Origin of the sequence: Paenibacillus sp. GM1FR, assembly GCF_002803315.1 — a bacterium.
Classification (GTDB): Bacteria; Bacillota; Bacilli; order Paenibacillales; family Paenibacillaceae; genus Paenibacillus; species Paenibacillus amylolyticus.
On sequence record NZ_MKZL01000022.1, the window covers coordinates 396,328 to 419,290 of the forward strand.

Consider the following 22,963-nt stretch of genomic DNA (forward strand, 5'->3'; position numbering starts at 1 on the left):
ATGACGCCGGAACAGAGCTGTCGGGAAGCCTTCGTGGAGGCTTCCTCTTTTTTGGAGAAGTGCGGCGTGTACGAGCCGCAAAACAATGCCCGGCTGCTGCTGGAACATGTACTCGGCGTCTATGGCGCCCAGTACTACATGATGCAGCTGGAGCCTTTTCCCAGCGAGCATCGCAGCCGCTGGGAGGACGCCGTCACGCGCAAGGCTGCGGGTGAGCCGGCGCAATACATTATCGGCAGCCAGGAATTCTATGGGCTGCCGTTCGAGGTCACGCCGGCCGTGCTGATTCCGCGGCCGGAGACCGAGCTGTTGGTCGAGGCTGTGCTACGCGAAGCCGACCGCGTGTTTCCTGACGGCGCTCCGCTCGCCGTCGATATTGGCACGGGCAGTGGCGCCATCGCGGTGACGATGGCTTCACTGCGCCCGCGCTGGCAGGTTGGCGCCGGGGATCTCTCGTCGGCTGCCCTGCAAGTGGCCGCGCGGAACGCGGCTGCGAACGGGGTACAGATCGACTTCCGTGAAGGCGATCTGCTGGCCCCGTTCGCCGGGGCACGGGTGGACATCCTGGTGTCCAACCCGCCATACATCCCGGCGGCTGATATCGCCGGGTTACAGCAAGAGGTGCGCGATCATGAGCCGCGCATGGCATTGGACGGCGGTCCGGACGGGCTTGCACCGTACCGTATCATGCTGGAGCAGTTGGCGCTGTTGCCTGCGCCGCCGCAGATCATTGGTTTTGAGCTGGGCCAAGGGCAGGCTCGCGACATTGCAGCTTTGCTTGAAACGGCGGGACATTGGCCGGAAATTATCATTGTACCGGACCTTGCCGGAATCGAGCGGCATGTCCTGGGTGTTCGTACTTCGGAACAGGTGACGAAAATGTAAGGTTCTGCGGGTTTTCTTTTTGCCGTGAAATCCTCTACAATGAGATATACCGAAGATTTCTGAATGCTTGGGGGAACATAATTACATGCTGCACAAATTTAAAAAGATAGACTATTCTATTGTCTTTATACTCGTTATTCTGATGGGTATCAGTATTTTATCGATTTACAGTACAACGTTTGGTCGTCCAAAGCTGGAGGGACTCCCGAAAAGCGCAGTGATCTTTTATATTTTGGGCTTCGTAGTCTTTTTTGGGATGTCGATGATCAACTATAAATTCATAATCAAAAATTATTTATATATCTATGGCGTGGGGATGCTCCTGCTTATATTCGTTATGTTCTTTGGTAAGGAGTATTATGGTGCAAAAGGTTGGCTGTCCATCTTCGGGGTCAGTTTGCAACCTGCTGAATTGTTCAAGTTATGCCTGATTGTGTTTTTATCGGCCTTTTTGGCCCGAAAGAAGAACCGTCCGCTCTATTTTGGACGTGACGTTATCCCGATTACACTCTGTGTTCTGCCGCCGTTACTACTCGTATTGCTTCAAAATGACTTGGGAAATGCGTTAAGCTATATAGTCATTCTTGTGGGCCTACTGTGGATTGGTAACATTAAATTTACGCATGCCCTCATTGGCTTTATGATCGCAGTGGCTGCTTTTATCGGTGGTACACAGGCGTATATTCATTACCATGATGAGATTGTTAAATTCCTGAATGACATTGGACGTTCGCACTGGGCGGATCGTTTTGATCCTTGGCTTGTACCAGAGCTGACCTCAAGAGATGTACTCTGGCAGACGTATAATGCAAAGCTTGCAATTGGTTCTGGTGGGATTACAGGCAAAGGTTATATGGAAGGCACAACGATTCAGTCAAATCGGGTGCCGCTGGCCTATGCTGACTCCATCTTTGTGCAGATTGGGGAAGAATTTGGTTTCATCGGTGCCTCGGTACTGCTTCTCCTGTACTTTATCCTGATTCACAGGCTGGTGCTGATTGCACTGGAGTGTAAGGATCGCGCGGGGCCTTATCTCATTGTTGGGATCATAGCGATGCTGCTTTACCAGATCTTTGTTAATATTGGTCCATTCATTGGTCTGATGCCGTTGACAGGGATTACGCTGCCGTTTATCAGTTCGGGTGGTACCTCCATTATGATCAACATGATCAGCATGGGTCTTGTGATGAGTATTAAGGTCCACACGGAAGAGAATGAGGATATTCTTGGCTCTGCGGAACAACCGAGTATTACGGATCTGGTGAGGAAATTGCTAAGACGCAAGCCATCCCAGCAGGAGCAATAACGTTTCTGAGTCAAACCGTGAAATAGCACGTCAGATTTATGTATATAAGCTAGATAACTATAGAACCCTGGAACAGACCAACCCAAGTTACATTGGGTGGATGTTTTGGGGTTTTTATTGTTTTTACGGCGTAATTCAGGCCGTTGAATAGTTCGTTTTTTAACCTGAAACGACCCTGATTTCCATTTTATTATCCAATTATATACAATGGTAATATTGAGTTCAATTGGAAATCATAGAATGCTAGATTTCAGGGGGATGGACAGAGTCATGTTGAGAATGTTGAAAAAGATGGACGGTGTTATTCTTTTTGTAATGCTGTTACTCATGATTATTAGTGTATTTGCGATTTATAGCGGAACGCAGACAGATGCCAATCTGGCGAATCATCATGTCAAAACGATGTATTTCTATGTGGCCGGGTTCATTGCGGTGCTTGTGATCGGGCTTGTGAATTACAAGTTATACGTGAAATATGCGTTTTATTTGTATGGCTTGGGGATCATACTACTGATCCTGGCCAATGTCCTGGGAAGTTCAATCAATAACGCCAACGGTTGGCTGAAGCTGGGCGAGAACTTTTCTTTTCAACCGGCAGAGCTGTTCAAGATGATTCTGATTCTATTTCTCGCCCATTTGATCGTGAAGAGACAACGAGGCACGCTGAAATTTTGGAGAGATATTGTGCCGATTGGCTGTTGGGCGTTTATTCCGTTTGCCCTTGTTATGGCTCAGAATGATTTGGGGAATGCGCTGGGGTATGTGGTGATTTTGGCTGCGGTATTCTGGATCGGAAATATGAGGCTGAAGCACGCATTGATTACACTGGCGATTGTGGGAGTGGCGTTCTTTGGTTTTGTTAAAGCCTATACCTTCTACCATGGTGAAGTTTTCACTTTTCTTGAAAAGATAAAACGTGAGCATTGGGCGGAGCGAATTGATCCCTGGCTTGTACCAGAAAAGGCTACCTCAAAGGCTTCCTGGCATACGAAAAATGCAGGTTTAGCCATCGGTTCAGGGGGCATCATCGGCAAAGGTTATTTGCAAGGAACATCCGTTCAGAGTGGACGAGTCCCCTATACGTATTCTGATTCCATTTTTGTTGTGATCGCAGAGGAGTTTGGGTTTGTTGGTGCATCCGTACTGATTCTGTTGTACTTTATCCTGATCCACCGCATGGTGCTGATTGCTCTGGCATGCAGAGATCGCGCGGGACCCGTCATCATTGTAGGTATTATCGGAATGTTGTTGTATCAGGTGTTTGAAAACGTGGGGGCGTTCCTCGGACTGATGCCACTCACAGGTATTACGTTACCGTTCATCAGTTACGGCGGCACCTCTTTGCTTATAAATATGGCTTGCATCGGTGTAGTCATGAGCATTAAGTTGTACGGGCAAGAAGAGGAGGATGAACTTCTGATGGGAGAGCAGCAACCCCGGTTGTCGGAACGTTTATGGAATATGCTCAAGAAAGAGAAAAGTGCTGTGTAACTGTTGAGTCGGTGTAGTGAAAAGTAAAGCGGTGTGACGTATAAAGTGATCGTTCATAGAAATAAAGAGGTTGATTTGCCCTGTAACCAGGTGCAGATCAGCCTTTTTAACATGATAGGTGAGAAAGTGTAAATCATAGAAACGATTTAGTAGATTTATTGCAAATGCTAGGTTTACTTCCGTCTCTACCGGGCATACTGATAGACATGAGAGAGTTGCAGGCAACGTGATCAGAGAGCCGAGGGGGAGAACGGAATGAGCAGAAGAATTGTAAAGCAAATTGGACTTATTATTGTATGTCTTATGTTGATTATCATGATGTGGGAAGGTCAGAAAACGGATGCAGCTGTGGCGGCCACAGCAATTCCAGAACAATCGATTCGCTTGCGTATTCTAGCAAACTCGGATGCACCGGGAGATCAATTGGTGAAACGCGAGATTCGGGATGCGGTCGTTGCTCAGATGGGCGAGTGGGTAGCCGAACTGGAGAATCCGCAAAGTCTGGATGAAGCGCGCAAGGTTATTCGTGAGCATTTGTCCGAGATTGAGAATAGAGTAGGAGAAGAGTTGGCCAGTCGCGGTTTAAATTATGAGTATCAGGTGGAGCTGGGTTCCGTTCCGTTCCCGACCAAGCTGTATGGGGGTACCGTCTATCCTGCCGGAGATTATGAAGCGGTTCGGATCACGCTGGGGGAAGGCAAAGGTCAGAACTGGTGGTGTGTGTTGTTCCCGCCGTTGTGCTTCATTGATGCAGGGACCGGGGATGCACTGGCGAAACCTTCAACGGTATCAGCCGCAGCGGCTGAACCAGGAGATGCAGAGGCATCTGTGCAGGGAGACACACCGGAAGCGAGATTCTTTCTGTGGGATATGGCTGTGAAACTATGGAGTTGGGTAACTAGATTGTTCGCATAACAACGTATTTATAATACAGTAGAGGGCGACTTCGATTCAGGGAGCTGCCCTTTTAATATGAATTAGTGGTGAAATTCCGAGCGAAGTATGAAGGGCATCCGAGTTGGGACAGGTATGTTATAATTACTTATAGTGCGTGTTCAAAAAGTCTGGTTTTTCAGTACCAAGAAGATGGAATGGAGTAGCGGAGCGTAGGAAAATTACGTGAGCAACCAAAATGTTTTCTTCGGAAAAATACTTCGTAAGCCTCCCGCTTATTTCGGCTGAATTTCATATTCGACGTTGATGATGCCGCTAGGCATCTATCGTAATCAAAAGCGTACTTTTTGAACAACCTCTTATATTGAATATGGATATGAACTAACCTACTTGAAGTTTAGGAATGATGATATATGAGCAGAGAAAACGAACCAGTGCAACACACCTCTGAGATGAGGGATGGTAGAGAAGAACGTGATATGAAAGCTCCGGGAGAGCTGGTCACCGAGATGTGGGATGTACGTGTCTTGGTGAGCGCTGAGAACGATCACGGATTGGGTAATATTGAATTATTGGATGTGAAAAAGGGGAGCGCCGATCAACAGGCGCTCGCCGACTTGCAGGCTGCCGCAGCCTGCATTCGTCAAGGTCAGACGGTGGCCTTTCCGACCGAGACGGTCTATGGCTTGGGTGCTGATGCGCGTAGCACAGCAGCCGTGGAGGCTGTATTTGTCGCCAAAGGCCGACCTTCCGACAATCCACTGATTGTGCATATCGCCCACCGTGACCAGTTGGATGCGCTGGTCACGGAAGTGAATGAAACGGCGGAAGCGCTGATGGCGGCCTTCTGGCCAGGACCACTGACGCTGGTGCTGCCGGTTAGGCCGGGTGCGGTATCCCCGCGTGTCACCGCCGGTCTGGACACGGTGGCCGTGCGCATGCCGGACCATCCGGTGGCCTTGCAGTTGATCGCGGCGGCGGCATGCCCTGTAGCTGCGCCAAGCGCCAACCGCTCCGGGCGGCCAAGCCCCACACTCGCGTCTCATGTGCGCGAGGATCTGGATGGCCGCATCGGCGGCATTGTGGACGGCGGCCCCACCGGGGTGGGCGTCGAGTCCACGGTTGTGCAGGTCGGTGACGACGGTAGCGTCACCATCCTGCGCCCTGGCGGCATTACGGCGGAACAACTGTCCGCCGTTGCCGCCCGTGTCACCACGGACCCCGCGCTACTCGCGGAGGGGGCCGATGGCGTGGGCAGCCCGGCGCCGCGCTCGCCGGGCATGAAGTACTCGCACTATGCACCCGCAGGGGCGCTGTGCGTGGTGGAGGGGCCGCCCGCAGCGGTGGCGGCCTGGATCAGCGCCGCCCTCGCAGAGGCGGCGCAGCGCGGAGAGCGCACCGCTGTGCTGGCGTTCGCCGAGCACGCGGAGCAGTACCGCGCCGATGCCGTGTTCTCGCTGGGTGACGCCAGCGAGCTGGAAGAAGCAGCGCGCCGGCTATACGCCGCGCTGCGCAGCTGCGATGAGCAAGGCGCCACATATATTGTGGCTGAAGCCTGCTCACGCGAAGGGCTGGGAGCAGCCGTCATGAATCGGCTGCTCAAGGCTGCGGGGAACCAACTCATACAAGTTGGCAACCAGCAACCCTCATAACCTCTCCTGATCATACAGTCAGGAGAGTAATCACTCTTTTTCCAAAACAAAATCAAGATTCTATAAAGCCAGCAACTGACCAGACATCCGTCGCCGTTTGCCTTTCATCGGTCATGTTTAGGTCCTTGTCCGCATATCGTGTACAAGAACCTTTACGTGACTTGGGGGTATGGGGATGTGGGATGTGTCTGCCCATGTAGGGCAGTTGGTAACCATTTTGATCATGGCTATTGCGCTTGGCCTCGATGCGTTCTCACTCGGGATCGGAATTGGCATGAAGGGCATTCGGCTGCGGGATGTATTGCGAATCAGTATTGTAACGGCGCTATTTCATATCATCATGCCGCTCATCGGCATGTATATGGGCAAATACGTTAGCTCCCTGCTCGGTGACATTACGACGTATGCGGCAGGTGGATTGCTTGTTTTGCTGGGTGCTCATATGATTCTGAATGCATTCCGTGAAGGCGATACAAAGCTGGTGGACCACCGTTCCCTGCTCGGCGTTGTTTTGTTCTCCCTCAGCGTAAGTGTGGATTCATTCTCCGTTGGCGTATCCTTAGGGATGTTCAGCAGTGATCTGATCTTAACTGTACTTGCTTTCGGTGTGTGTGGCGGGGTGATGTCGGTTATGGGTCTGCTATTAGGCCGTCGGGTGAGCCAGAATCTCGGGGATTACGGCGAAGCCATTGGTGGCGCAATCTTGCTTGCGTTTGGACTTTTGTTTATATTTTAGAATAAAACTTGAGATATCATATCATTCGCATCATATGTAAAATGGGGAGGCTAACACAATGAAACATATTTTATTCGTATGTACAGGAAATACGTGCCGCAGCCCCATGGCAGAGGGGCTTTTGCGAAAACTGGCATCGGAGCGCGGCATTCAGGTAGAGGTTCGCTCCGCAGGGGTGGCAGCAACGTCGGGTATGCCGATTTCCCGACATGCTGAAGCGGTTTTGAGAGATCATAACGTTGAAGGTCCACCTCATTCCACACAGCTTAGCTCTAACCTGGTAGGTTGGGCCGATCTGGTTCTTACGTTAACACGGAGTCATAAGCAACATGTCATGCAGGTTTTTCCCGATTCAGTCCACAAAACTTATACATTGAAAGAATATGTGGAGGATGATGAACAGGTATTAAGTGATGTTCAGGAGTTGGACAGCCTGTTTGCAACGCTTGAGATGAAACGTGCCCTTGGCCAAGAGATCCTGGCATCGGAGCGTGAGCGAGCCATTGAGATTAGACAACGAATTCCAAGTTTCGACATCTCCGATCCGTTTGGAGGAAGTCGTGATGATTACAATATAGCTGCAGCTGAGATTCGGACGGCATTGGACCGGCTTTTGGATAAGCTGGGATAATTCTGATCCTGCGAGGCAGGTTATAGAAATAGGACACGTGATGTAAATTAACCGTTGATTTTAGCCGCGGGTTGTTTTATGATGAAGGGGAAAACAGGGATCCGGTGTAACTGGCGACGAAGTGGGCATAACCACGATGGAGCACCGGAACAAACGGCCGGTCGCCTGGGCAAAAGAGCAATTCTGCGTTACCCGCAGACTGCTCTTTTTTTCGTCTTTCATCTGATTATTCGCTATAATAGTACCTGAGATGCCGTGCAAGAATACGAAGGACAACCAAGAGACAGCGGGCATGATTTTATCGGGAGGCGATAATAGGATGACTATAGAGTTAGATTCGGAACAACCCGGATTGCAGGAACAGACCGCGTCTATTCTGCATGAACTGGCGCTTGCCGGACAGCTTGGGCCTGGACAGATCGTTGTGATCGGTACAAGCACAAGTGAAGTCGCAGGCGCTCGGATTGGTACGAGTGGTGCCATTGAAGTGGCGCATCAGCTTCTTGCGGGTATACGCGAGGTGCAGGAAGAGTTCGGTTTTGACACGGTATTCCAATGTTGTGAGCATCTGAACCGTGCGCTGGTAATGGAACGTTCTGTGCTTACTCGACTTGGATTGACCGAGGTTGGTGCAGTACCCGTGCCCAAGGCCGGAGGTTCAATGGCATCCGCAGCATATCGTTCGCTGACCGATCCATGCCTGGCTGAACATGTGCAGGCCCATGCGGGACTGGACATTGGGGAGACGATGATTGGGATGCATCTCCGGCATGTAGCCGTACCCTATCGTACAGCGCTTCGCTATGTTGGAGATGCTCGTGTAACCACAGCGTTGACCCGTCCGAAGTTGATTGGCGGCGAACGCGCGGTGTATCGTATGGAAGAACAACCAGATTCGACATTTTGTGACTAACATATAAAGCGAGACTAATTGGGTTACACTCCTGACTTTGATTGCATCACCATCTTCCGATCGCTGTTATCCCCAGATTTTTTAATTCCCTATTTAAAGGGGGAATCCGGTGATAAAGGCGACCACTTCGTTTCTTCAGATTGGTGTTGCACTCGCCGTTTTCGTGTAAACATTAGTTTCACTTTATAACTTCACTTATAACTGGGAGGAATTTAATCATGGAACAATTGCGCAAGAATGACCCGGCAGTACTGGAAGCGATGAATCTTGAACTGAAACGTCAACAGAACAACATCGAACTGATCGCATCCGAGAACATCGTAAGTGAAGCAGTAATCGAAGCAATGGGATCTGTTCTGACCAACAAGTACGCTGAAGGATATCCAGGTAAACGTTACTATGGCGGTTGTGAGCATGTGGACATCGTTGAAGACATCGCGCGTGATCGTGCAAAAGAATTGTTCGGAGCAGAACACGTGAATGTTCAACCTCACTCCGGTGCACAAGCGAACATGGCAGTTTATCTTGCAGCGTTGAAACCTGGTGATACTGTACTTGGTATGAACCTTGCCCATGGTGGACACCTCACACACGGTAGCCCGGTTAACGCATCTGGTTTGCTGTACAACTTTGTGGCATACGGCGTACAGGAAGATACATTCCTGATTGATTATGATGAAGTACGCAAAGCGGCTTTCAAACACCGTCCTCGTCTGATCGTTGCAGGTGCAAGTGCATATCCGCGTACCATTGATTTTGAAAAGCTGGCTTCCATCGCCAATGATGTTGGCGCTTTGTTCATGGTGGACATGGCTCACATCGCAGGATTGGTTGCTGCTGGTTTGCATCCAAACCCGGTTCCACATGCGCATTTCGTAACAACAACTACACACAAAACGCTGCGTGGACCTCGTGGTGGTATGATTCTGTGCCGCAAAGCGTGGGCAGCAGCGATTGATAAAGCCGTATTCCCAGGTTCCCAAGGTGGACCTTTGATGCACGTGATCGCTTCCAAAGCGGTAGCATTCGGTGAAGCTTTGCAACCTTCGTTCAAAACGTATGCAGAGAATGTCGTGAAAAACGCACAGGTTCTGGCTGAAACACTGATCGCTGAAGGATTGAACATCGTATCCGGTGGTACAGATAACCACTTGATGCTGATCGACACACGCAGTGTGAACATCACAGGTAAGGAAGCTGAGCATGTGCTTGATTCCATCGGTATTACCGTGAACAAAAATGCAATTCCATTCGACCCTACAAGCCCGTTTGTAACGAGTGGTATTCGAATTGGTACACCTGCTGCAACTTCCCGTGGCATGAACGAAGAAGCGATGGTAGCGATCGGTAAGATCATTGCCAAAACGCTGAAAAATCCAAAAGATACAGCGAAGCTGGATGAAGCTCGTGCAGAAGTGACTGCACTGACAGACCAATTCCCGCTCTATACAGATCTTAAATACTAAAAAACTTTGCTCATGGTGTTTGTATTTGAGTTTTTCAATGTAAACACTCGGACGGAGTAAACCGAAAGAACCTGAAGAAGCGTAGCGCTCGCCTTTATCCCCAGATTTCAACAATTATAATTGGATCAAAGAAATCAGGGGATAACAGCGATCGGAAGGTCATTCGGTTTGCGGAGCATCATCAGTGGTTACACGTTTTTGAACATACTCAATGACATAACAGCAGGAGCAAAACAGGACCGGATGGATCATTTTCCGGTCCTGTTTTTTATAGGATTCGGTAATCTGTAATGATTGGGTGCCCTTTGATGGTGTAATTCGTTGTTGGTGATGATATAATATACAGGATTTATCGAGCCCATGAATGGCGGCTAGGTATATTTGGAAATGCTGAACATGAAGAACTTACCGGAGGGACAAATTAGATGGGAAAATTAGTAATATGTGATCACCCTTTGATTCAACACAAACTGACGTTTATACGCGACATGCGTACGAATACGAAAGATTTTCGTGAATTGGTGGATGAAGTAGCAACGTTGATGGCTTATGAGATTACAAGAGATGTTGAACTGGAAACGATTGATGTACAGACACCTGTAGCTGCAACACAAGGTAAAGTCATCTCTGGACGTATGCTCGGACTGGTGCCGATTCTGCGCGCAGGACTCGGAATGCTGGATGGCGTTGTGAAATTGTTGCCAGCGGCAAAAGTTGGACATGTGGGTCTGTTCCGTGACCCGGAAACACTGCAACCGGTAGAATACTACACCAAACTGCCTACAGACGTAACAGAGCGTCAATTGATTGTAATTGATCCGATGCTGGCAACCGGTGGTTCGGCAATTGCAGCTATTGACGTGCTCAAAAAACGTGGCTGTACCCAAATCAAGATGATGAACCTGGTTGCGGCACCGGAAGGCGTAAAAGCTGTGCAAGATGCACATCCCGATGTGGACATCTATGTAGCAGCATTGGACGACCGTCTGGATGATCATGGTTATATCGTTCCAGGGCTTGGAGATGCAGGAGACCGTCTATACGGCACTAAATAAGCATATCGCATGCTTTGTAAGAGGTTGTTCAAAAAGTCCAATTTTGATTACGAAGGATGCCCAAGGGCATCATCGGCATCGAATATGAAATTCAGCCGAAATGTCCGTGGCTCACGTAGTTTTCCCTACGCTCCGCTACTCCATTTCTACCTTCATTCCATATTCTTGGTACTGAAAACCGGACTTTTTGAACATGAACTTATAGAAAAGGGGCTTTGCTCGAATGTCCAACAAAATTAAAGTCATGACGATCTTCGGGGTGCGTCCGGAAGCCATCAAGATGGCTCCGCTTATTTTGGAATTGCAGAAACACCCTGAGTCTATTGAATCTATTGTTTGCGTAACTGCGCAGCATCGCCAGATGTTAGATCAGGTACTTGAAGTTTTCGACATTCATCCCGATTATGATCTGGATGTGATGAAGGACCGTCAGACATTGAATGAAATTACAATTCGTGTGCTTGGTGGTCTGGAACCAGTGTTAGCTGAAGCGAAGCCGGATATTGTACTGGTTCACGGGGATACATTAACTACCTTTGTAGCGAGCTACGCAGCATTCTTGCAACAGATTCAGGTAGGACATGTGGAAGCGGGGCTGCGGACATGGAACAAGCTGTCTCCATATCCGGAAGAGATGAACCGTCAGCTGACGGGAGTACTGGCTGATCTACACTTTGCGCCTACGGATTGGTCTTCTTCCAATCTTGCCAAAGAAAATAAATCGGAGTCTAGTACGTACGTCACAGGCAACACGGTAACAGATGTGTTTCAATATACTGTACGGGAGGACTACACACACCCGGTACTTGATTGGGCCCAAGGCAAACGCCTTGTGCTGATGACAGCTCATCGCCGTGAATCTCAAGGCGAGCCTCACCGCAACATTTTCCAGGCCGTCAAACGGATTGCCGACGAATTCGAAGATATTGCCATCGTGTACCCGGTGCATCCAAGTCCTGCTGTGAAGGAGCCGGCTCACGCGATCTTGGGGAATCATCCCCGTATTCAATTAATTGATCCACTAGACGTGGTGGATTTGCATAACTTTTACCCGCACACTCACTTGATTTTGACCGATTCAGGCGGTTTGCAGGAAGAAGCTCCTTCGTTTGGTGTGCCTGTGCTCGTATTGCGCGATACAACAGAACGCCCGGAAGGTATTGAAGCCGGAACGCTGGAATTGGTAGGTACCGAAGAGGAACGTGTGTATGAACGGACCAAAGCTCTGCTTACAGACAAAACCCTGTATGAAAGCATGAGTCAGGCTGCCAATCCATACGGTGATGGACATGCTTCGGAAAGAATTGTCAATGCGATTTTGCATCATTTCGGCGTAAATAGTGAGCGTCCGGAATCATTTCACAGAAAATTCAAAAAATAATACATTTTTTCTGACGGATTTATAAAGGGCAAGCATACAGTTAAACTGTACGGTTTACGCGGGTTTATGGGCTTTGAGGGTCTGTATTCCCGTCGTTTCCCCCTTTAAAACGCTAAAATCATTCAATTGACAAAGGCTCTCATCATTCAGTAAAATTAACTGGGATTGCAAGGGTGGCGTGGAAAATGGCCGATTCGAACAAACCAAATTCATCCCGTAACCATGACGATAATGTATGGAAAGCGATGGGACTCGTGACAGCTTTTGGGATCGAGATTGCCATTCTCGCTGTTGCCGGATATTACGCTGGCTCCTGGTTGGACAAGACCATCGGAGGTAACGGAATATGGATCGCCGTAAGCGTTCTCTTTTTTCTTGCGGCAGGCGGTGTAAGCATCTACTTTATCGCGAAAAAAATCATGGGGGAAAGTGATGAGTGAACTAACCAGATACCGCAGATCGATGACTGTTTTCGTCATGTACTTTCTTATGATTTGTTTTCTCGCAGCGGCCTTTATGCCACGTGTGGAGACAATTGCTTTGGGACTGGCCCTGGGTACAGGAGTTAGCTGGATCAATGCATTTTACCTGGGCTACAAAGTAAGGAAAATGTCTGATGATGCGGCAGAAGGTAACTTGAAGCGTGTCAACTTGGGATTTTTGACAAGAGCGGCATTCGCTGTGCTCGGTATATTCATATCGATGCGCTTTCCGCAGTACTTCAATACATATGCGGTTGCAGGCGGTCTCGTCATTGCACAATATTCCTTATTGATTATAGGGATTGTCTATTCCCGCAGAGCAGAATGATGTTAAGGGCTGCAGCTTTCAAGTCGAGAAAGGGGTGAGAAAAATATGCATGAAGCTCCAATTATTATGCTTGGCGGATTTCGACTGGATCTATCGGTTCTGTTGATGCTGGTAGTTACAGGTGCAATTGTTTTTATTTTTGCTGTACTGGCAACACGGAGATTATCCGTTGAAAATCCCGGCAAGCTGCAAAATTTTATGGAGTGGGCAGTAGAATTCGTCCGCAATCTGATTTCCAGTACAATGGATATGAAGAAAGGTAAACATTTTATCTCTCTCGCTCTTTCCATGATTATGTTCATTTTTGTAGGGAACATGCTGGGCCTTCCGCTCGTGGCTGTATCTGAGGTAACAGATGTTAATCAGGCACAGGTATTCGGTAAGCCGATTGTTACAGCGGTGGAGGCGTTTGAAAAAGCGCATGCCAAGGACCCTGAAGCACACCCACACGTTGAACTGGCCTGGTGGAAATCACCAACAGCCGACTTGTCTGTAACGATGGGACTTGCTCTCGTAGCGTTCCTTGTATCTCATGGACTTGGATTGTTCCGTAACACCAAAGGGTATCTCCAGCATTACTTCAAGCCATTTGCCTTGTTCTTGCCAATCAACTTGATTGAGACGGCATCCAAGCTGTTGACACACGGTATGCGTTTATTCGCGAATATCTTTGCAGGTGAGGTACTGATCGCAACGATCCTGAAACTGACCACATTCAAAGTGTTTGGTGCTATTGCAGCGATTCCGCTACTTATGGTGTGGCAAGGCTTTAGTATCTTTATCGGCGCGATCCAGGCATTTGTGTTTGTTATCTTGATGATGGTGTACATTTCACAGAGCATCGAGACGCATGACGAGCATTAAGTTTCAAGCCCTACGAAGATTTCTTCACCAGGCTGAACAATAAAAATTCGATTTATCATTTTAAGGAGGATATACAAATGGGAGCAATGGCATTAATCGCAGCAGCAATTGTTGCAGGACTGGGCGCGTTTGGCGCAGGTATTGGTAACGGTATGGTAATCAGCAAAACGGTGGAAGGTATTGCCCGTCAACCGGAAGCAAAATCCACTCTTCAAACAACAATGTTTATCGGTGTAGGTTTGATCGAGGTATTGCCGATCATCGGTGTGGTACTCGCGTTCATGTTCTACGGTATGGCTTAATCAAATTTTAAAGGTTTGGCGGGGAAGGCCATAGCCATCCGCGCCTTCTTTTTAGGTAATGTCCGTTCTAACGGATGACGTTTCAAGGATACCTCCAGGAAGGAGTGAACAGATTGAGTTTCATATGGGAAAATACGCTTCTTGCGATTGTTGCATTTGCAATTTTATATTGGCTGCTTAGCCGTTATGCCTTCGGGCCTTTGTTCTCCATTATGGAAAAACGTCGTGAACTCGTGATGACGCAGATGAATGAGGCTGCACAGACTCGGGAACAGGCCATTGCCTATGTGGAGGAACAAAAACAAGCTCTTGAACAAGCACGTCAAGATGCTTACGACATCATTGAACAGTCCAAACAAACAGGTGGCAAACAAGCTGAATCGATTTTGGCTGATGCAAAAGCTGAAGCTAATCGTCTGAAAGACGATGCAGTACGCGAAATCGAGAGCGAGAAGAACAAAGCAGTCGCAGCACTTCGCAGCGAACTGGGTACAGCTTCCGTTCAGATTGCATCCAAGTTGATCAAAAAAGAAGTTGAGAACGGTCCTGCACAAGAAGAACTTGTGAACCAATACCTCAATGAGGTAGGAGGCCGACAATGAGCCGCGATACGATAGTTGCCAAGCGTTATGCGAAAGCATTGTTCGAAGTTGCTCTTCAGCAACAGCAGGTGCTTGAGGTTGAACAGGAACTGGTTGCGGTAGTCAGTGCATTGACCGGAGATGCAGATATCGAGAAATTTATCGTATCTCCTAATATCTCTGATGAAGTCAAGCAGAACGTGCTTCACTCAAGTCTTGATGGTAAGGTATCCGAACCTGTCCTTCGTACAGTTTTGTTGTTAATTGAACGCGGACGCGTTGAATTGCTGGGAGACTTGCTGAATGATTATCGGAAGATCCAAGGTGAGTCGCTGGGCATCGCTGATGCACGTGTCTACTCCACTTATGCGTTGAATGATGAAGAAAAAGAAGCGGTAACCCGTGAATTCGGTGGCCGTGTGAATAAAAAGATTCGTATCGAGAACATTGTTGATCCGACTCTGCTGGGCGGATTGAAAGTCGCCATTGGCGATACGATCTATGACGGCAGCTTGGCTGGCAAGCTCGAACGTCTTGAGCAGTCTTTTAACAGACGAGTACAGTAGATTGGGGTGAGGACACTTGAGTATCAAACCAGAAGAAATCAGTACATTAATTAAGAGCCAAATCGAACAATACAAGACCGATATCGATGTAGTCGAAGTCGGGACGGTAATCGAGGTTGGTGATGGTATCGCTCGTGTTTACGGACTTGAGAACGTCATGTCCAACGAGTTGGTTGAATTCCCAAGCGGTGTTATGGGACTCGCCATGAACGTCGAAGAAAGCAATGTCGGTGTCGTTATCTTGGGACCTTACTACGATATTCGTGAAGGTGACCAAGTGAAACGTACTGGCCAAATCATGCAAGTGCCTGTAGGCGAAGCATTGATTGGACGCGTTGTGAACCCGCTCGGTATTCCTGTAGATGGCAAAGGGCCAATCGCTACAACGGAATTCCGTCCGGTTGAAGGTAAAGCACCAGGCGTAATGGATCGTAAATCGGTTCATGAGCCGATGCAAACAGGGATCAAAGCCATTGATGCAATGGTTCCAATCGGTCGTGGACAACGTGAGTTGATCATCGGTGACCGTCAAACAGGTAAAACATCCATCGCGATTGATGCGATCCTGAACCAAAAAGGTAGCGGCATGAAGTGTATCTATGTGGCTATTGGTCAGAAACAGTCTACGGTTGCTCAAGTTGTGGAAACTCTTCGTCGTAAAGGCGCAATGGAGTACACAATCGTTGTAACTGCAGCAGCTTCCGATCCATCACCACTCTTGTACATCGCACCGTATTCCGGTTGTTCGATGGGTGAGTACTTCATGTACAAAGGCGAGCACGTTCTGGTTATCTATGATGACTTGACCAAACAAGCCTCTGCATATCGTGAGCTTTCCTTGTTGCTTCGTCGTCCACCGGGCCGTGAGGCTTATCCGGGTGACGTCTTCTACCTGCATTCCCGTTTGCTGGAGCGTGCTGCGAAGCTGAATGATGAACTGGGTGGTGGTTCTTTAACCGCACTGCCGTTCATTGAAACACAAGCCTCCGACGTATCAGCATACATTCCAACGAACGTAATCTCCATCACGGACGGACAAATCTTCCTGGAAGCTGACTTGTTCAATGCTGGACAACGCCCGGCGATCAACGTAGGTATTTCCGTATCTCGTGTCGGTGGTTCTGCTCAGATCAAAGCGATGAAAAAGGTTGCAGGTTCCCTGCGTCTCGACCTCGCTCAATATCGTGAGCTTCAAGCGTTCTCCCAGTTTGGTTCCGATCTGGACAAAGCGACTCAGGCTCGCCTGAATCGTGGTGCACGTATGATGGAAATCCTGAAGCAAGGTGTAAACCAGCCTCTGGCCGTAGAACAACAGGTGGTCAGCTTGTACACAGCCGTTAAAGGATTCCTGGATGAAATTCCTACAGGTGATGTGACTCGTTTCGAAGGTGAGTTCCTTGCCTTCATGGAGAGCAGTCATCCGGAAATTCTTGCATCCATCCGTGATACTAAAGAATTGACTGCAGACAACGAAAATGCACTGAAAGGTGCAATTGAGAAGTTCAGAAAGAGCTTTGCTGTCTCTGTCTAAATAAATGACTGCAGGTGCGGAGTTGTCTAACCGATTCCGCATGTCTGCATGTAATACTTTGACTCTGTCAAAAAAGATGATGCTTACGATGTAGTTTTGACTTTGTCAAAACTTTAAGGTGGTGAAATCATGGCAAAAGGCATGCGCGAAATTAAGCGGCAAATTAAAAGCGTACAAAGCACCAAGCAGATCACCAAAGCAATGGAGATGGTAGCTGCTGCAAAACTGCGTAAAGCGCAGGAAAAAGCGGAAGCAGCCCGTCCTTATTCGGAGAAGCTGAAAGAAGTTGTAGCTAGTATTGCATCAAGCACGCAAGGTATACAGCATCCGATGCTGGAGAGCCGTCCGGTCAAAAAGACAGCTTACCTGATCATTACATCGGACCGTGGTCTTGCAGGTGGATACAATGCGAACGTTTTGCGTCAGGTTAATCAGACGCTCAAAGAGCGCCACAACTCCCAAGATGACTACGAATTGTTCGTCATTGGACGTAAAGGACGCGATTACTTCAGACGTCGTGAAATGGCGATGGCATCCACAACAACGGATCTGTCGGATTCGCCTTCATTTGCAGATATCAAATCCATCGCACACGAGGCTGTTCATGGGTTTGAACTGGCTGAATTTGATGAATTGTACATTTGTTATAACCGCTTTGTGAATGCGTTGACCCAGATTCCTACGGTAGAAAAACTTCTTCCGATGGAAACACCTGAGGTAACTGCTGCGGAAGGACCAACGGCAAGCTACGAATACGAGCCGTCTGCTGAGGCTGTACTGGAGGTTTTGCTTCCGCGTTACGCGGAAACGCTGATCTATGGTGCGCTTTTGAACGGTAAGGCGAGTGAGCTAGGCGCGAAAATGACGGCGATGGGTAATGCAACCAAAAATGCATCCAAAATGATTAACGAATTGTCATTGACCTATAACCGTGCCCGTCAAGCGGCGATTACGCAGGAGATTACGGAAATTGTGGCAGGTGCCAACGCAGCACAAGGCTAACTGTTTTTATTAATGAAGGCTTGCAGAGCAAAGATAAACGAACGGTACATTATTTTTGCAAAAGTAGCAGGCTTGTAGGAGGGGAACGTTAAGATGAACAAAGGACGCGTTGTGAGCATCATGGGTCCGGTTGTTGACGTCGAGTTTGATCGCGGCGGTCTGCCGGAAATCCTCAATGCCATTACGATCACTACAGTAAGTGAGAGCGGCGTAAGTGTGAACCTTACACTCGAAGCTTCGAGACATCTGGGTGACAACCGAGTACGTTGTATTGCGATGTCCTCCACGGATGGACTTGTTCGTGGTATGGAAGCTTTAGATACAGGAGCACCAATCTCTGTACCCGTCGGAGAAGCAACACTGGGTCGTGTATTTAACGTACTCGGCGAAGCAATTGATACTGGCGGTGCCGTAGCTGCTGAGCACAAGAACCCGATTCACCGTTCAGCACCTGCATTTGATGAACTGACTACCCAAGCAGAAATGCTGGAGACAGGAATCAAAGTTATCGACTTGCTTGCTCCTTACGCTAAAGGTGGTAAAATCGGTCTCTTCGGTGGTGCCGGTGTAGGTAAGACGGTAACCATTCAGGAATTGATCAACAACATCGCACAAGAACACGGCGGTATCTCCGTATTTGCGGGTGTTGGTGAGCGTACACGTGAAGGTAATGACTTGTATCACGAGATGAGTGATTCCGGCGTTATCAACAAAACAGCAATGGTCTTCGGACAAATGAACGAGCCTCCAGGCGCACGTCTTCGTGTAGCCCTCACAGGTCTGACGATGGCGGAATACTTCCGTGATGAAGAAGGCCGTGACGTGTTGCTCTTTATCGATAATATCTTCCGTTTCACCCAAGCGGGTTCAGAAGTATCTGCCTTGCTTGGACGTATGCCTTCCGCGGTAGGTTACCAACCTACACTGGCAACAGAAATGGGTCAACTGCAAGAACGTATCACATCAACGAAAAAAGGTTCTGTAACATCCATCCAGGCCATCTACGTGCCTGCGGATGACTACACTGACCCGGCTCCTGCAACGACGTTTGCCCACTTGGATGCAACGACGAACTTGGAGCGTAAAATTTCCGAGATGGGTATCTACCCTGCGGTAGATCCACTGGCTTCCAGCTCCCGGATCTTGTCCCCTGAAGTTGTAGGTGAAGAACACTACAGCGTAGCTCAAGGCGTTAAACGTATCTTGGCACGTTACAATGAATTGCAAGATATCATTGCAATCCTGGGTATGGACGAGTTGAGTGAAGAAGATAGAGCGCTTGTATACCGTGCTCGTAAAATCCAACGTTTCTTGTCCCAGCCTTTCCACGTTGCTGAAGCATTTAACGGTATTCCGGGTAAATACGTTCCAGTTAAAGAAACGGTGCGCAGCTTTAAAGAGATTCTCGAAGGTAAGTATGATGATCTTCCGGAAGCAGCTTTCCTCTTTGTTGGTACAATTGAAGAGGCAGTGGAGAAAGCCAAAACACTGGTTTAGTCTGAATCCAGGATTGTCCTTATGAAGCGGGCTATCCTTCGGATATTTCAGGAGGGATGGAATTGAGCACCTTTTTGTTGGAAATCGTAACACCCGAGCGTTTGGTCTATTCAGAACAGGTGAATAGCATTACGGCTCGTGGTATTGAAGGGGAACTGGGCATTCTGCCAGGTCATATTCCTATGGTTACACCTTTGCAGATTGCACCAATCTATATCCATAACGGAAAAGAAAATAAACGAGTTGCTATCGGTGGCGGGTTTATCGAAGTTCGTAAAGATAAGGTTGTTGTACTCGCAGAGAGTGCTGAATTCCCGGAAAGCATTGATGTGGATCGTGCGCGTGCGGCGAAAGAGCGGGCAGAACGTCGGCTTGCAAGCCAAAGCAATCAGGACCACTTTGATCACCGTCGTGCAGAGATTGCGCTGCAAAAAGCGGTTAACCGGATTAATGTGTTCGGCAAATAAACGATTCTTTGAAGCCTGGCGGCTTAGTCTGCCGGGCTTTTTTGAGTTTGTTTAATAGAATTGTTTTATCGAATATATCAAAAGGGCTGACCACAAATCCATCCTATCCCTTCAGTAAACAGAAGTATTTTAAGCAAAATATTCACCAATTATGAGGATTTGAATAGAATGTAGGACTAAAGTAGTGGGCGTATTTACCACTAAGAGAACCATTTTTTTCATGAGTAAATTTAAATTATTTCCGAGGAAATGACAGAATCGATATCGAAATAGCGCTCTTTTATGTCGTTTTAGTCACAAAATCCCGGCATTTTAAAATTAAAATATTTTAGAAGTGGAAATCAATGTAATTGACAATGTATGATGAAAGAGCCTATATTCCATAGAGTCAGCAGAAGCAGGAAGCTGCGTAGTAGATTCCATAGTCATGCACAGCCGCATTGTTGCTGATCGGTGATTGGGCATCAGGAGATTCCTGCCTGGCAGGAGTAAATCTGACAGTACGCTCAGTATGTTGTGCTCAAGACATTCCAGTATACTAACAAGTTATGGGTGCCGGGCATATGATATGCTGATCGCTGCAACAAATGTGGAGGTAAAGAATATATGGATACTGATCTGACGAATCAGGTGAACCAGGCTCTAAGCACCAATGGCTTGGTCTCAATCATCGTCTCCCTGTTATGTATAGCGTTGTCTTGGTGGGCTTTGACAAATCTCAAACTGGATTTAATCATCAGGCAGCCACGAGGTGCTCAGGGAAGACTGTTGCATTTGTTGCTCGCCATCATTTTGGGGCATGCCGTTGCTGGCTTTGTCATTGACTACTTGTCCTGGACTCAAATGTTGCGTAATTTGTTTTAATGTTGAGATGGTTGGTTAATCATCTGTTAGGTTCTTCAAGCTGCTCATTGTCGAATAACATCGATTAATTGTGTTAACAATTAGAGTATGAGTTGTCGGTAAAGAAATTAAGAAAAAAATGTGACGTAAAATTGGATGAATTTGAGATGTTTTATGTAAAAATGCTTGTATCGTACAATTCAACAATGTTATGATGGAAGTTAGGGAATTCACAATTGTTCACTTATTTTGTAGTTATAAACGGGATATCCGGTTCATGCCGGCTAATAACCATCCCACTCTGTCTGTTCTGATGCTCTGCTGGCTTGTAAGACACTGATTTTTACATGCTGAATAGCAAGATGCACGGCACATGGTATCATTGATATGGATTATAAAAACCAATTCTTTTCTGAACAGACATCTGTGGCAATATGCCAGAATATGTCGAAATTCCACACACAGCAACAGTCCTTTCTAGCATAGTGGGGCTTACGTATTCCGGAATGAAGAAAAGGGAATAAAAGCGCGGAGGGAACCATGATGAGCAAATTTATCGTCCGCGGTGGCAAAAGGTTGACCGGAAGTGTCAAAGTTAGCGGCGCTAAAAATTCTGTTCTTCCGATCATCGCTGCCTCTCTCTTAGGGGAAGAAGGACAAAGCGTTATTATTGACGCGCCTCCTCTAGACGATGTGATGACGATTAACAAGGTGTTGGAATCGCTAGGAGCGGGAGTTACATACCGGGACGAAGTGATTACCGTAAATGCGGAGAAACTTACTTCCTGTGAAGCCCCGTATGAATGGGTAAGTAAAATGCGGGCGTCTTTCCTGGTCATGGGGCCTTTGTTGACTCGTATGGGTCATACAAGAATCTCACTTCCTGGTGGATGTGCCATCGGTACACGGCCTATTGATCAGCATTTGAAAGGTTTTGAAGCCATGGGCGCAGAGATCAGCTTGGGCCAAGGTTATATCGAAGCTCGTAGCCAAGGTCGGTTGCGTGGCGCGAAAATTTATCTGGATGTGGCTTCCGTAGGTGCCACTCAAAATATTATGATGGCTGCAACATTGGCCGAAGGTGTAACTGTTCTGGAGAACGCGGCAAAAGAACCTGAGATTGTGGATCTTGCCAACTTCCTGAATGGAATGGGTGCCATCGTACGTGGTGCTGGTACTGGAGTGATCCGCATTGAAGGTGTGGAGAAACTGACAGGTGTTACACACACCGTTATTCCGGATCGGGTAGAAGCTGGTACGTATATGGCTGCTGCTGCAATTTCTGGTGGTGACGTGTACATTGAAGGTGCAATCTCTGATCATTTAGGCTCCGTTATCGCGAAGCTTGAAGAGATGGGTGTTACAATCCAACCGGATGAGAATGGCGTGCGTGTAATCGCAGATCGCCCTCTTAAAGCTGTGGATGTAAAAACATTACCATACCCAGGATTCCCGACCGATATGCAATCCCAGATGATGGCACTCTTGCTTGCATCTGAAGGAACAAGTGTCGTGACAGAGACTGTTTTTGAAAACCGATTCATGCATGTGGATGAATTCCAATTGATGAATGCGGAGATCAAAGTCGAAGGACGTTCGTCCATCGTCACAGGTAATGCCAAACTGAAGGGTGCCAAAGTAACGGCTACCGATTTGCGTGCGGGTGCCGCACTCATTATTGCAGGTCTTGTTGCTGAAGGTACAACGGAAGTGGGCGGTGTTCATCACATCGACCGTGGCTATGTACATCTCGCTGAGAAGCTTAACGGACTTGGCGCTGACATCTATCGGATCTCGGTTGATGAGCCTAAGCTGGAAGCAACCAAAGCACCTAGTGAAAAAGTGGAGAAAGAAGTACCGATGTTTAAGGTACAACCAACTTTGGCTTAACACTGGATTGAATAGAAAAAATATGTTCCTCTATTATGAGTCACACGGTTGTGTGGATTATGAATGCGATGGAACGTATATTGTAAAAAATGATAAAGCTAAGCCATCTGGCTTGGCTTTTTTTGTGTTTACTTTTAAGAAGATGACGAGATATTTGATACCTGATTCTATTAATAGCTGGTCCTAACTTGTATAGCATA

Annotated in this window: 23 protein-coding genes and 1 riboswitch; all 23 genes read left to right on the forward strand. The window is 47.8% G+C overall.

Annotated features, from left to right (window positions below):
- Positions 1–885: a peptide chain release factor N(5)-glutamine methyltransferase gene (prmC, locus tag PAEAM_RS17325; RefSeq protein WP_100528511.1), complete on the forward strand. Its 885-nt coding sequence runs from the start codon at positions 1–3 to the stop codon at positions 883–885.
- Positions 886–970: 85 nt separating this feature from the next.
- Complete coding sequence (locus PAEAM_RS17330; RefSeq protein ID WP_036612586.1) at positions 971–2,191, forward strand: FtsW/RodA/SpoVE family cell cycle protein; 1,221 nt, start codon at positions 971–973, stop codon at positions 2,189–2,191.
- 270 nt (positions 2,192–2,461) lie between these two features.
- A complete protein-coding gene (locus PAEAM_RS17335; RefSeq protein ID WP_100528396.1) occupies positions 2,462–3,682 on the forward strand; it encodes an FtsW/RodA/SpoVE family cell cycle protein in 1,221 nt (406 codons plus the stop codon).
- Between the two features lie 255 nt (positions 3,683–3,937).
- A complete protein-coding gene (spoIIR, locus tag PAEAM_RS17340) occupies positions 3,938–4,597 on the forward strand; it encodes a stage II sporulation protein R (RefSeq protein ID WP_100528397.1) in 660 nt (219 codons plus the stop codon).
- A gap of 458 nt (positions 4,598–5,055) precedes the next feature.
- Positions 5,056–6,228, forward strand: a complete 1,173-nt coding sequence (locus tag PAEAM_RS17345; RefSeq protein WP_243391390.1) for an L-threonylcarbamoyladenylate synthase — start codon at positions 5,056–5,058, stop codon at positions 6,226–6,228.
- A 175-nt stretch (positions 6,229–6,403) separates the two neighbouring features.
- On the forward strand, positions 6,404–6,964 hold the full coding sequence (locus tag PAEAM_RS17350; protein WP_076209792.1) for a manganese efflux pump MntP: 561 nt from the start codon (positions 6,404–6,406) through the stop codon (positions 6,962–6,964).
- Between the two features lie 58 nt (positions 6,965–7,022).
- A complete protein-coding gene (locus PAEAM_RS17355) occupies positions 7,023–7,595 on the forward strand; it encodes a low molecular weight protein arginine phosphatase (RefSeq protein WP_036612575.1) in 573 nt (190 codons plus the stop codon).
- Between the two features lie 96 nt (positions 7,596–7,691).
- Positions 7,692–7,773: riboswitch (ZMP/ZTP riboswitch) on the forward strand.
- A 141-nt stretch (positions 7,774–7,914) separates the two neighbouring features.
- Positions 7,915–8,508 (forward strand): TIGR01440 family protein, encoded by a 594-nt coding sequence (locus PAEAM_RS17360; RefSeq protein ID WP_100528399.1) that lies wholly within the window; start codon positions 7,915–7,917, stop codon positions 8,506–8,508.
- Between the two features lie 218 nt (positions 8,509–8,726).
- A complete protein-coding gene (locus PAEAM_RS17365) occupies positions 8,727–9,974 on the forward strand; it encodes a serine hydroxymethyltransferase (protein WP_164783303.1) in 1,248 nt (415 codons plus the stop codon).
- 425 nt (positions 9,975–10,399) lie between these two features.
- Positions 10,400–11,029, forward strand: a complete 630-nt coding sequence (gene upp, locus PAEAM_RS17370; protein WP_017691929.1) for a uracil phosphoribosyltransferase — start codon at positions 10,400–10,402, stop codon at positions 11,027–11,029.
- 223 nt (positions 11,030–11,252) lie between these two features.
- A complete protein-coding gene (wecB, locus tag PAEAM_RS17375; protein WP_100528400.1) occupies positions 11,253–12,410 on the forward strand; it encodes a non-hydrolyzing UDP-N-acetylglucosamine 2-epimerase in 1,158 nt (385 codons plus the stop codon).
- 185 nt (positions 12,411–12,595) lie between these two features.
- A complete protein-coding gene (locus tag PAEAM_RS17380; protein ID WP_017691931.1) occupies positions 12,596–12,850 on the forward strand; it encodes an AtpZ/AtpI family protein in 255 nt (84 codons plus the stop codon).
- The gene (locus tag PAEAM_RS17385; protein WP_017691932.1) at positions 12,843–13,220 is read left to right on the forward strand and encodes an ATP synthase subunit I; all 378 of its coding nucleotides are present in this window, start codon (positions 12,843–12,845) and stop codon (positions 13,218–13,220) included. The genes PAEAM_RS17380 and PAEAM_RS17385 overlap by 8 nt, the downstream gene beginning before the upstream one ends.
- Positions 13,221–13,265: 45 nt before the next feature.
- On the forward strand, positions 13,266–14,084 hold the full coding sequence (gene atpB, locus PAEAM_RS17390; RefSeq protein WP_017691933.1) for a F0F1 ATP synthase subunit A: 819 nt from the start codon (positions 13,266–13,268) through the stop codon (positions 14,082–14,084).
- A 77-nt stretch (positions 14,085–14,161) separates the two neighbouring features.
- Entirely contained in the window at positions 14,162–14,386 is a 225-nt protein-coding gene (gene atpE / locus PAEAM_RS17395) for a F0F1 ATP synthase subunit C (protein ID WP_017691934.1), read from the forward strand.
- A 113-nt stretch (positions 14,387–14,499) separates the two neighbouring features.
- Positions 14,500–14,988 (forward strand): F0F1 ATP synthase subunit B, encoded by a 489-nt coding sequence (gene atpF, locus PAEAM_RS17400; RefSeq protein WP_036612568.1) that lies wholly within the window; start codon positions 14,500–14,502, stop codon positions 14,986–14,988.
- Entirely contained in the window at positions 14,985–15,533 is a 549-nt protein-coding gene (locus PAEAM_RS17405) for a F0F1 ATP synthase subunit delta (RefSeq protein ID WP_100528401.1), read from the forward strand. The genes atpF and PAEAM_RS17405 overlap by 4 nt, the downstream gene beginning before the upstream one ends.
- A 16-nt stretch (positions 15,534–15,549) precedes the next feature.
- Positions 15,550–17,064, forward strand: coding sequence for a F0F1 ATP synthase subunit alpha (gene atpA / locus PAEAM_RS17410; protein WP_036612563.1), 1,515 nt, complete (start codon positions 15,550–15,552; stop codon positions 17,062–17,064).
- 129 nt (positions 17,065–17,193) lie between these two features.
- Positions 17,194–18,066 carry an ATP synthase F1 subunit gamma gene (atpG, locus tag PAEAM_RS17415; RefSeq protein WP_076319219.1) on the forward strand — a complete coding sequence of 291 codons (873 nt, stop codon included), beginning with the start codon at positions 17,194–17,196 and terminating at the stop codon, positions 18,064–18,066.
- Positions 18,067–18,159: 93 nt separating this feature from the next.
- Positions 18,160–19,563, forward strand: a complete 1,404-nt coding sequence (atpD, locus tag PAEAM_RS17420) for a F0F1 ATP synthase subunit beta (protein WP_036612557.1) — start codon at positions 18,160–18,162, stop codon at positions 19,561–19,563.
- Between the two features lie 62 nt (positions 19,564–19,625).
- On the forward strand, positions 19,626–20,030 hold the full coding sequence (locus tag PAEAM_RS17425) for a F0F1 ATP synthase subunit epsilon (protein WP_036612555.1): 405 nt from the start codon (positions 19,626–19,628) through the stop codon (positions 20,028–20,030).
- Between the two features lie 606 nt (positions 20,031–20,636).
- Positions 20,637–20,894, forward strand: a complete 258-nt coding sequence (locus PAEAM_RS17430; RefSeq protein WP_017691941.1) for a DUF1146 family protein — start codon at positions 20,637–20,639, stop codon at positions 20,892–20,894.
- Between the two features lie 522 nt (positions 20,895–21,416).
- A complete protein-coding gene (murA, locus tag PAEAM_RS17435; RefSeq protein WP_017691942.1) occupies positions 21,417–22,763 on the forward strand; it encodes a UDP-N-acetylglucosamine 1-carboxyvinyltransferase in 1,347 nt (448 codons plus the stop codon).
- Positions 22,764–22,963: the final 200 nt, after the last annotated feature.

Excerpts from the sequence above, each read along its gene's own strand:
- prmC (WP_100528511.1), top strand. The coding sequence starts at position 1 with ATGACGCCGGAACAGAGCTGTCGGGAAGCCTTCGTGGAGGCTTCCTCT.
- PAEAM_RS17330 (WP_036612586.1), top strand. The coding sequence starts at position 971 with ATGCTGCACAAATTTAAAAAGATAGACTATTCTATTGTCTTTATACTC.
- PAEAM_RS17335 (WP_100528396.1), top strand. The coding sequence starts at position 2,462 with ATGTTGAGAATGTTGAAAAAGATGGACGGTGTTATTCTTTTTGTAATG.
- spoIIR (WP_100528397.1), top strand. The coding sequence starts at position 3,938 with ATGAGCAGAAGAATTGTAAAGCAAATTGGACTTATTATTGTATGTCTT.
- PAEAM_RS17345 (WP_243391390.1), top strand. The coding sequence starts at position 5,056 with ATGAAAGCTCCGGGAGAGCTGGTCACCGAGATGTGGGATGTACGTGTC.
- PAEAM_RS17350 (WP_076209792.1), top strand. The coding sequence starts at position 6,404 with ATGTGGGATGTGTCTGCCCATGTAGGGCAGTTGGTAACCATTTTGATC.
- PAEAM_RS17355 (WP_036612575.1), top strand. The coding sequence starts at position 7,023 with ATGAAACATATTTTATTCGTATGTACAGGAAATACGTGCCGCAGCCCC.
- PAEAM_RS17360 (WP_100528399.1), top strand. The coding sequence starts at position 7,915 with ATGACTATAGAGTTAGATTCGGAACAACCCGGATTGCAGGAACAGACC.
- PAEAM_RS17365 (WP_164783303.1), top strand. The coding sequence starts at position 8,727 with ATGGAACAATTGCGCAAGAATGACCCGGCAGTACTGGAAGCGATGAAT.
- upp (WP_017691929.1), top strand. The coding sequence starts at position 10,400 with ATGGGAAAATTAGTAATATGTGATCACCCTTTGATTCAACACAAACTG.
- wecB (WP_100528400.1), top strand. The coding sequence starts at position 11,253 with ATGTCCAACAAAATTAAAGTCATGACGATCTTCGGGGTGCGTCCGGAA.
- PAEAM_RS17380 (WP_017691931.1), top strand. The coding sequence starts at position 12,596 with ATGGCCGATTCGAACAAACCAAATTCATCCCGTAACCATGACGATAAT.
- PAEAM_RS17385 (WP_017691932.1), top strand. The coding sequence starts at position 12,843 with ATGAGTGAACTAACCAGATACCGCAGATCGATGACTGTTTTCGTCATG.
- atpB (WP_017691933.1), top strand. The coding sequence starts at position 13,266 with ATGCATGAAGCTCCAATTATTATGCTTGGCGGATTTCGACTGGATCTA.
- atpE (WP_017691934.1), top strand. The coding sequence starts at position 14,162 with ATGGGAGCAATGGCATTAATCGCAGCAGCAATTGTTGCAGGACTGGGC.
- PAEAM_RS17405 (WP_100528401.1), top strand. The coding sequence starts at position 14,985 with ATGAGCCGCGATACGATAGTTGCCAAGCGTTATGCGAAAGCATTGTTC.
- atpG (WP_076319219.1), top strand. The coding sequence starts at position 17,194 with ATGGCAAAAGGCATGCGCGAAATTAAGCGGCAAATTAAAAGCGTACAA.
- atpD (WP_036612557.1), top strand. The coding sequence starts at position 18,160 with ATGAACAAAGGACGCGTTGTGAGCATCATGGGTCCGGTTGTTGACGTC.
- PAEAM_RS17430 (WP_017691941.1), top strand. The coding sequence starts at position 20,637 with ATGGATACTGATCTGACGAATCAGGTGAACCAGGCTCTAAGCACCAAT.
- murA (WP_017691942.1), top strand. The coding sequence starts at position 21,417 with ATGAGCAAATTTATCGTCCGCGGTGGCAAAAGGTTGACCGGAAGTGTC.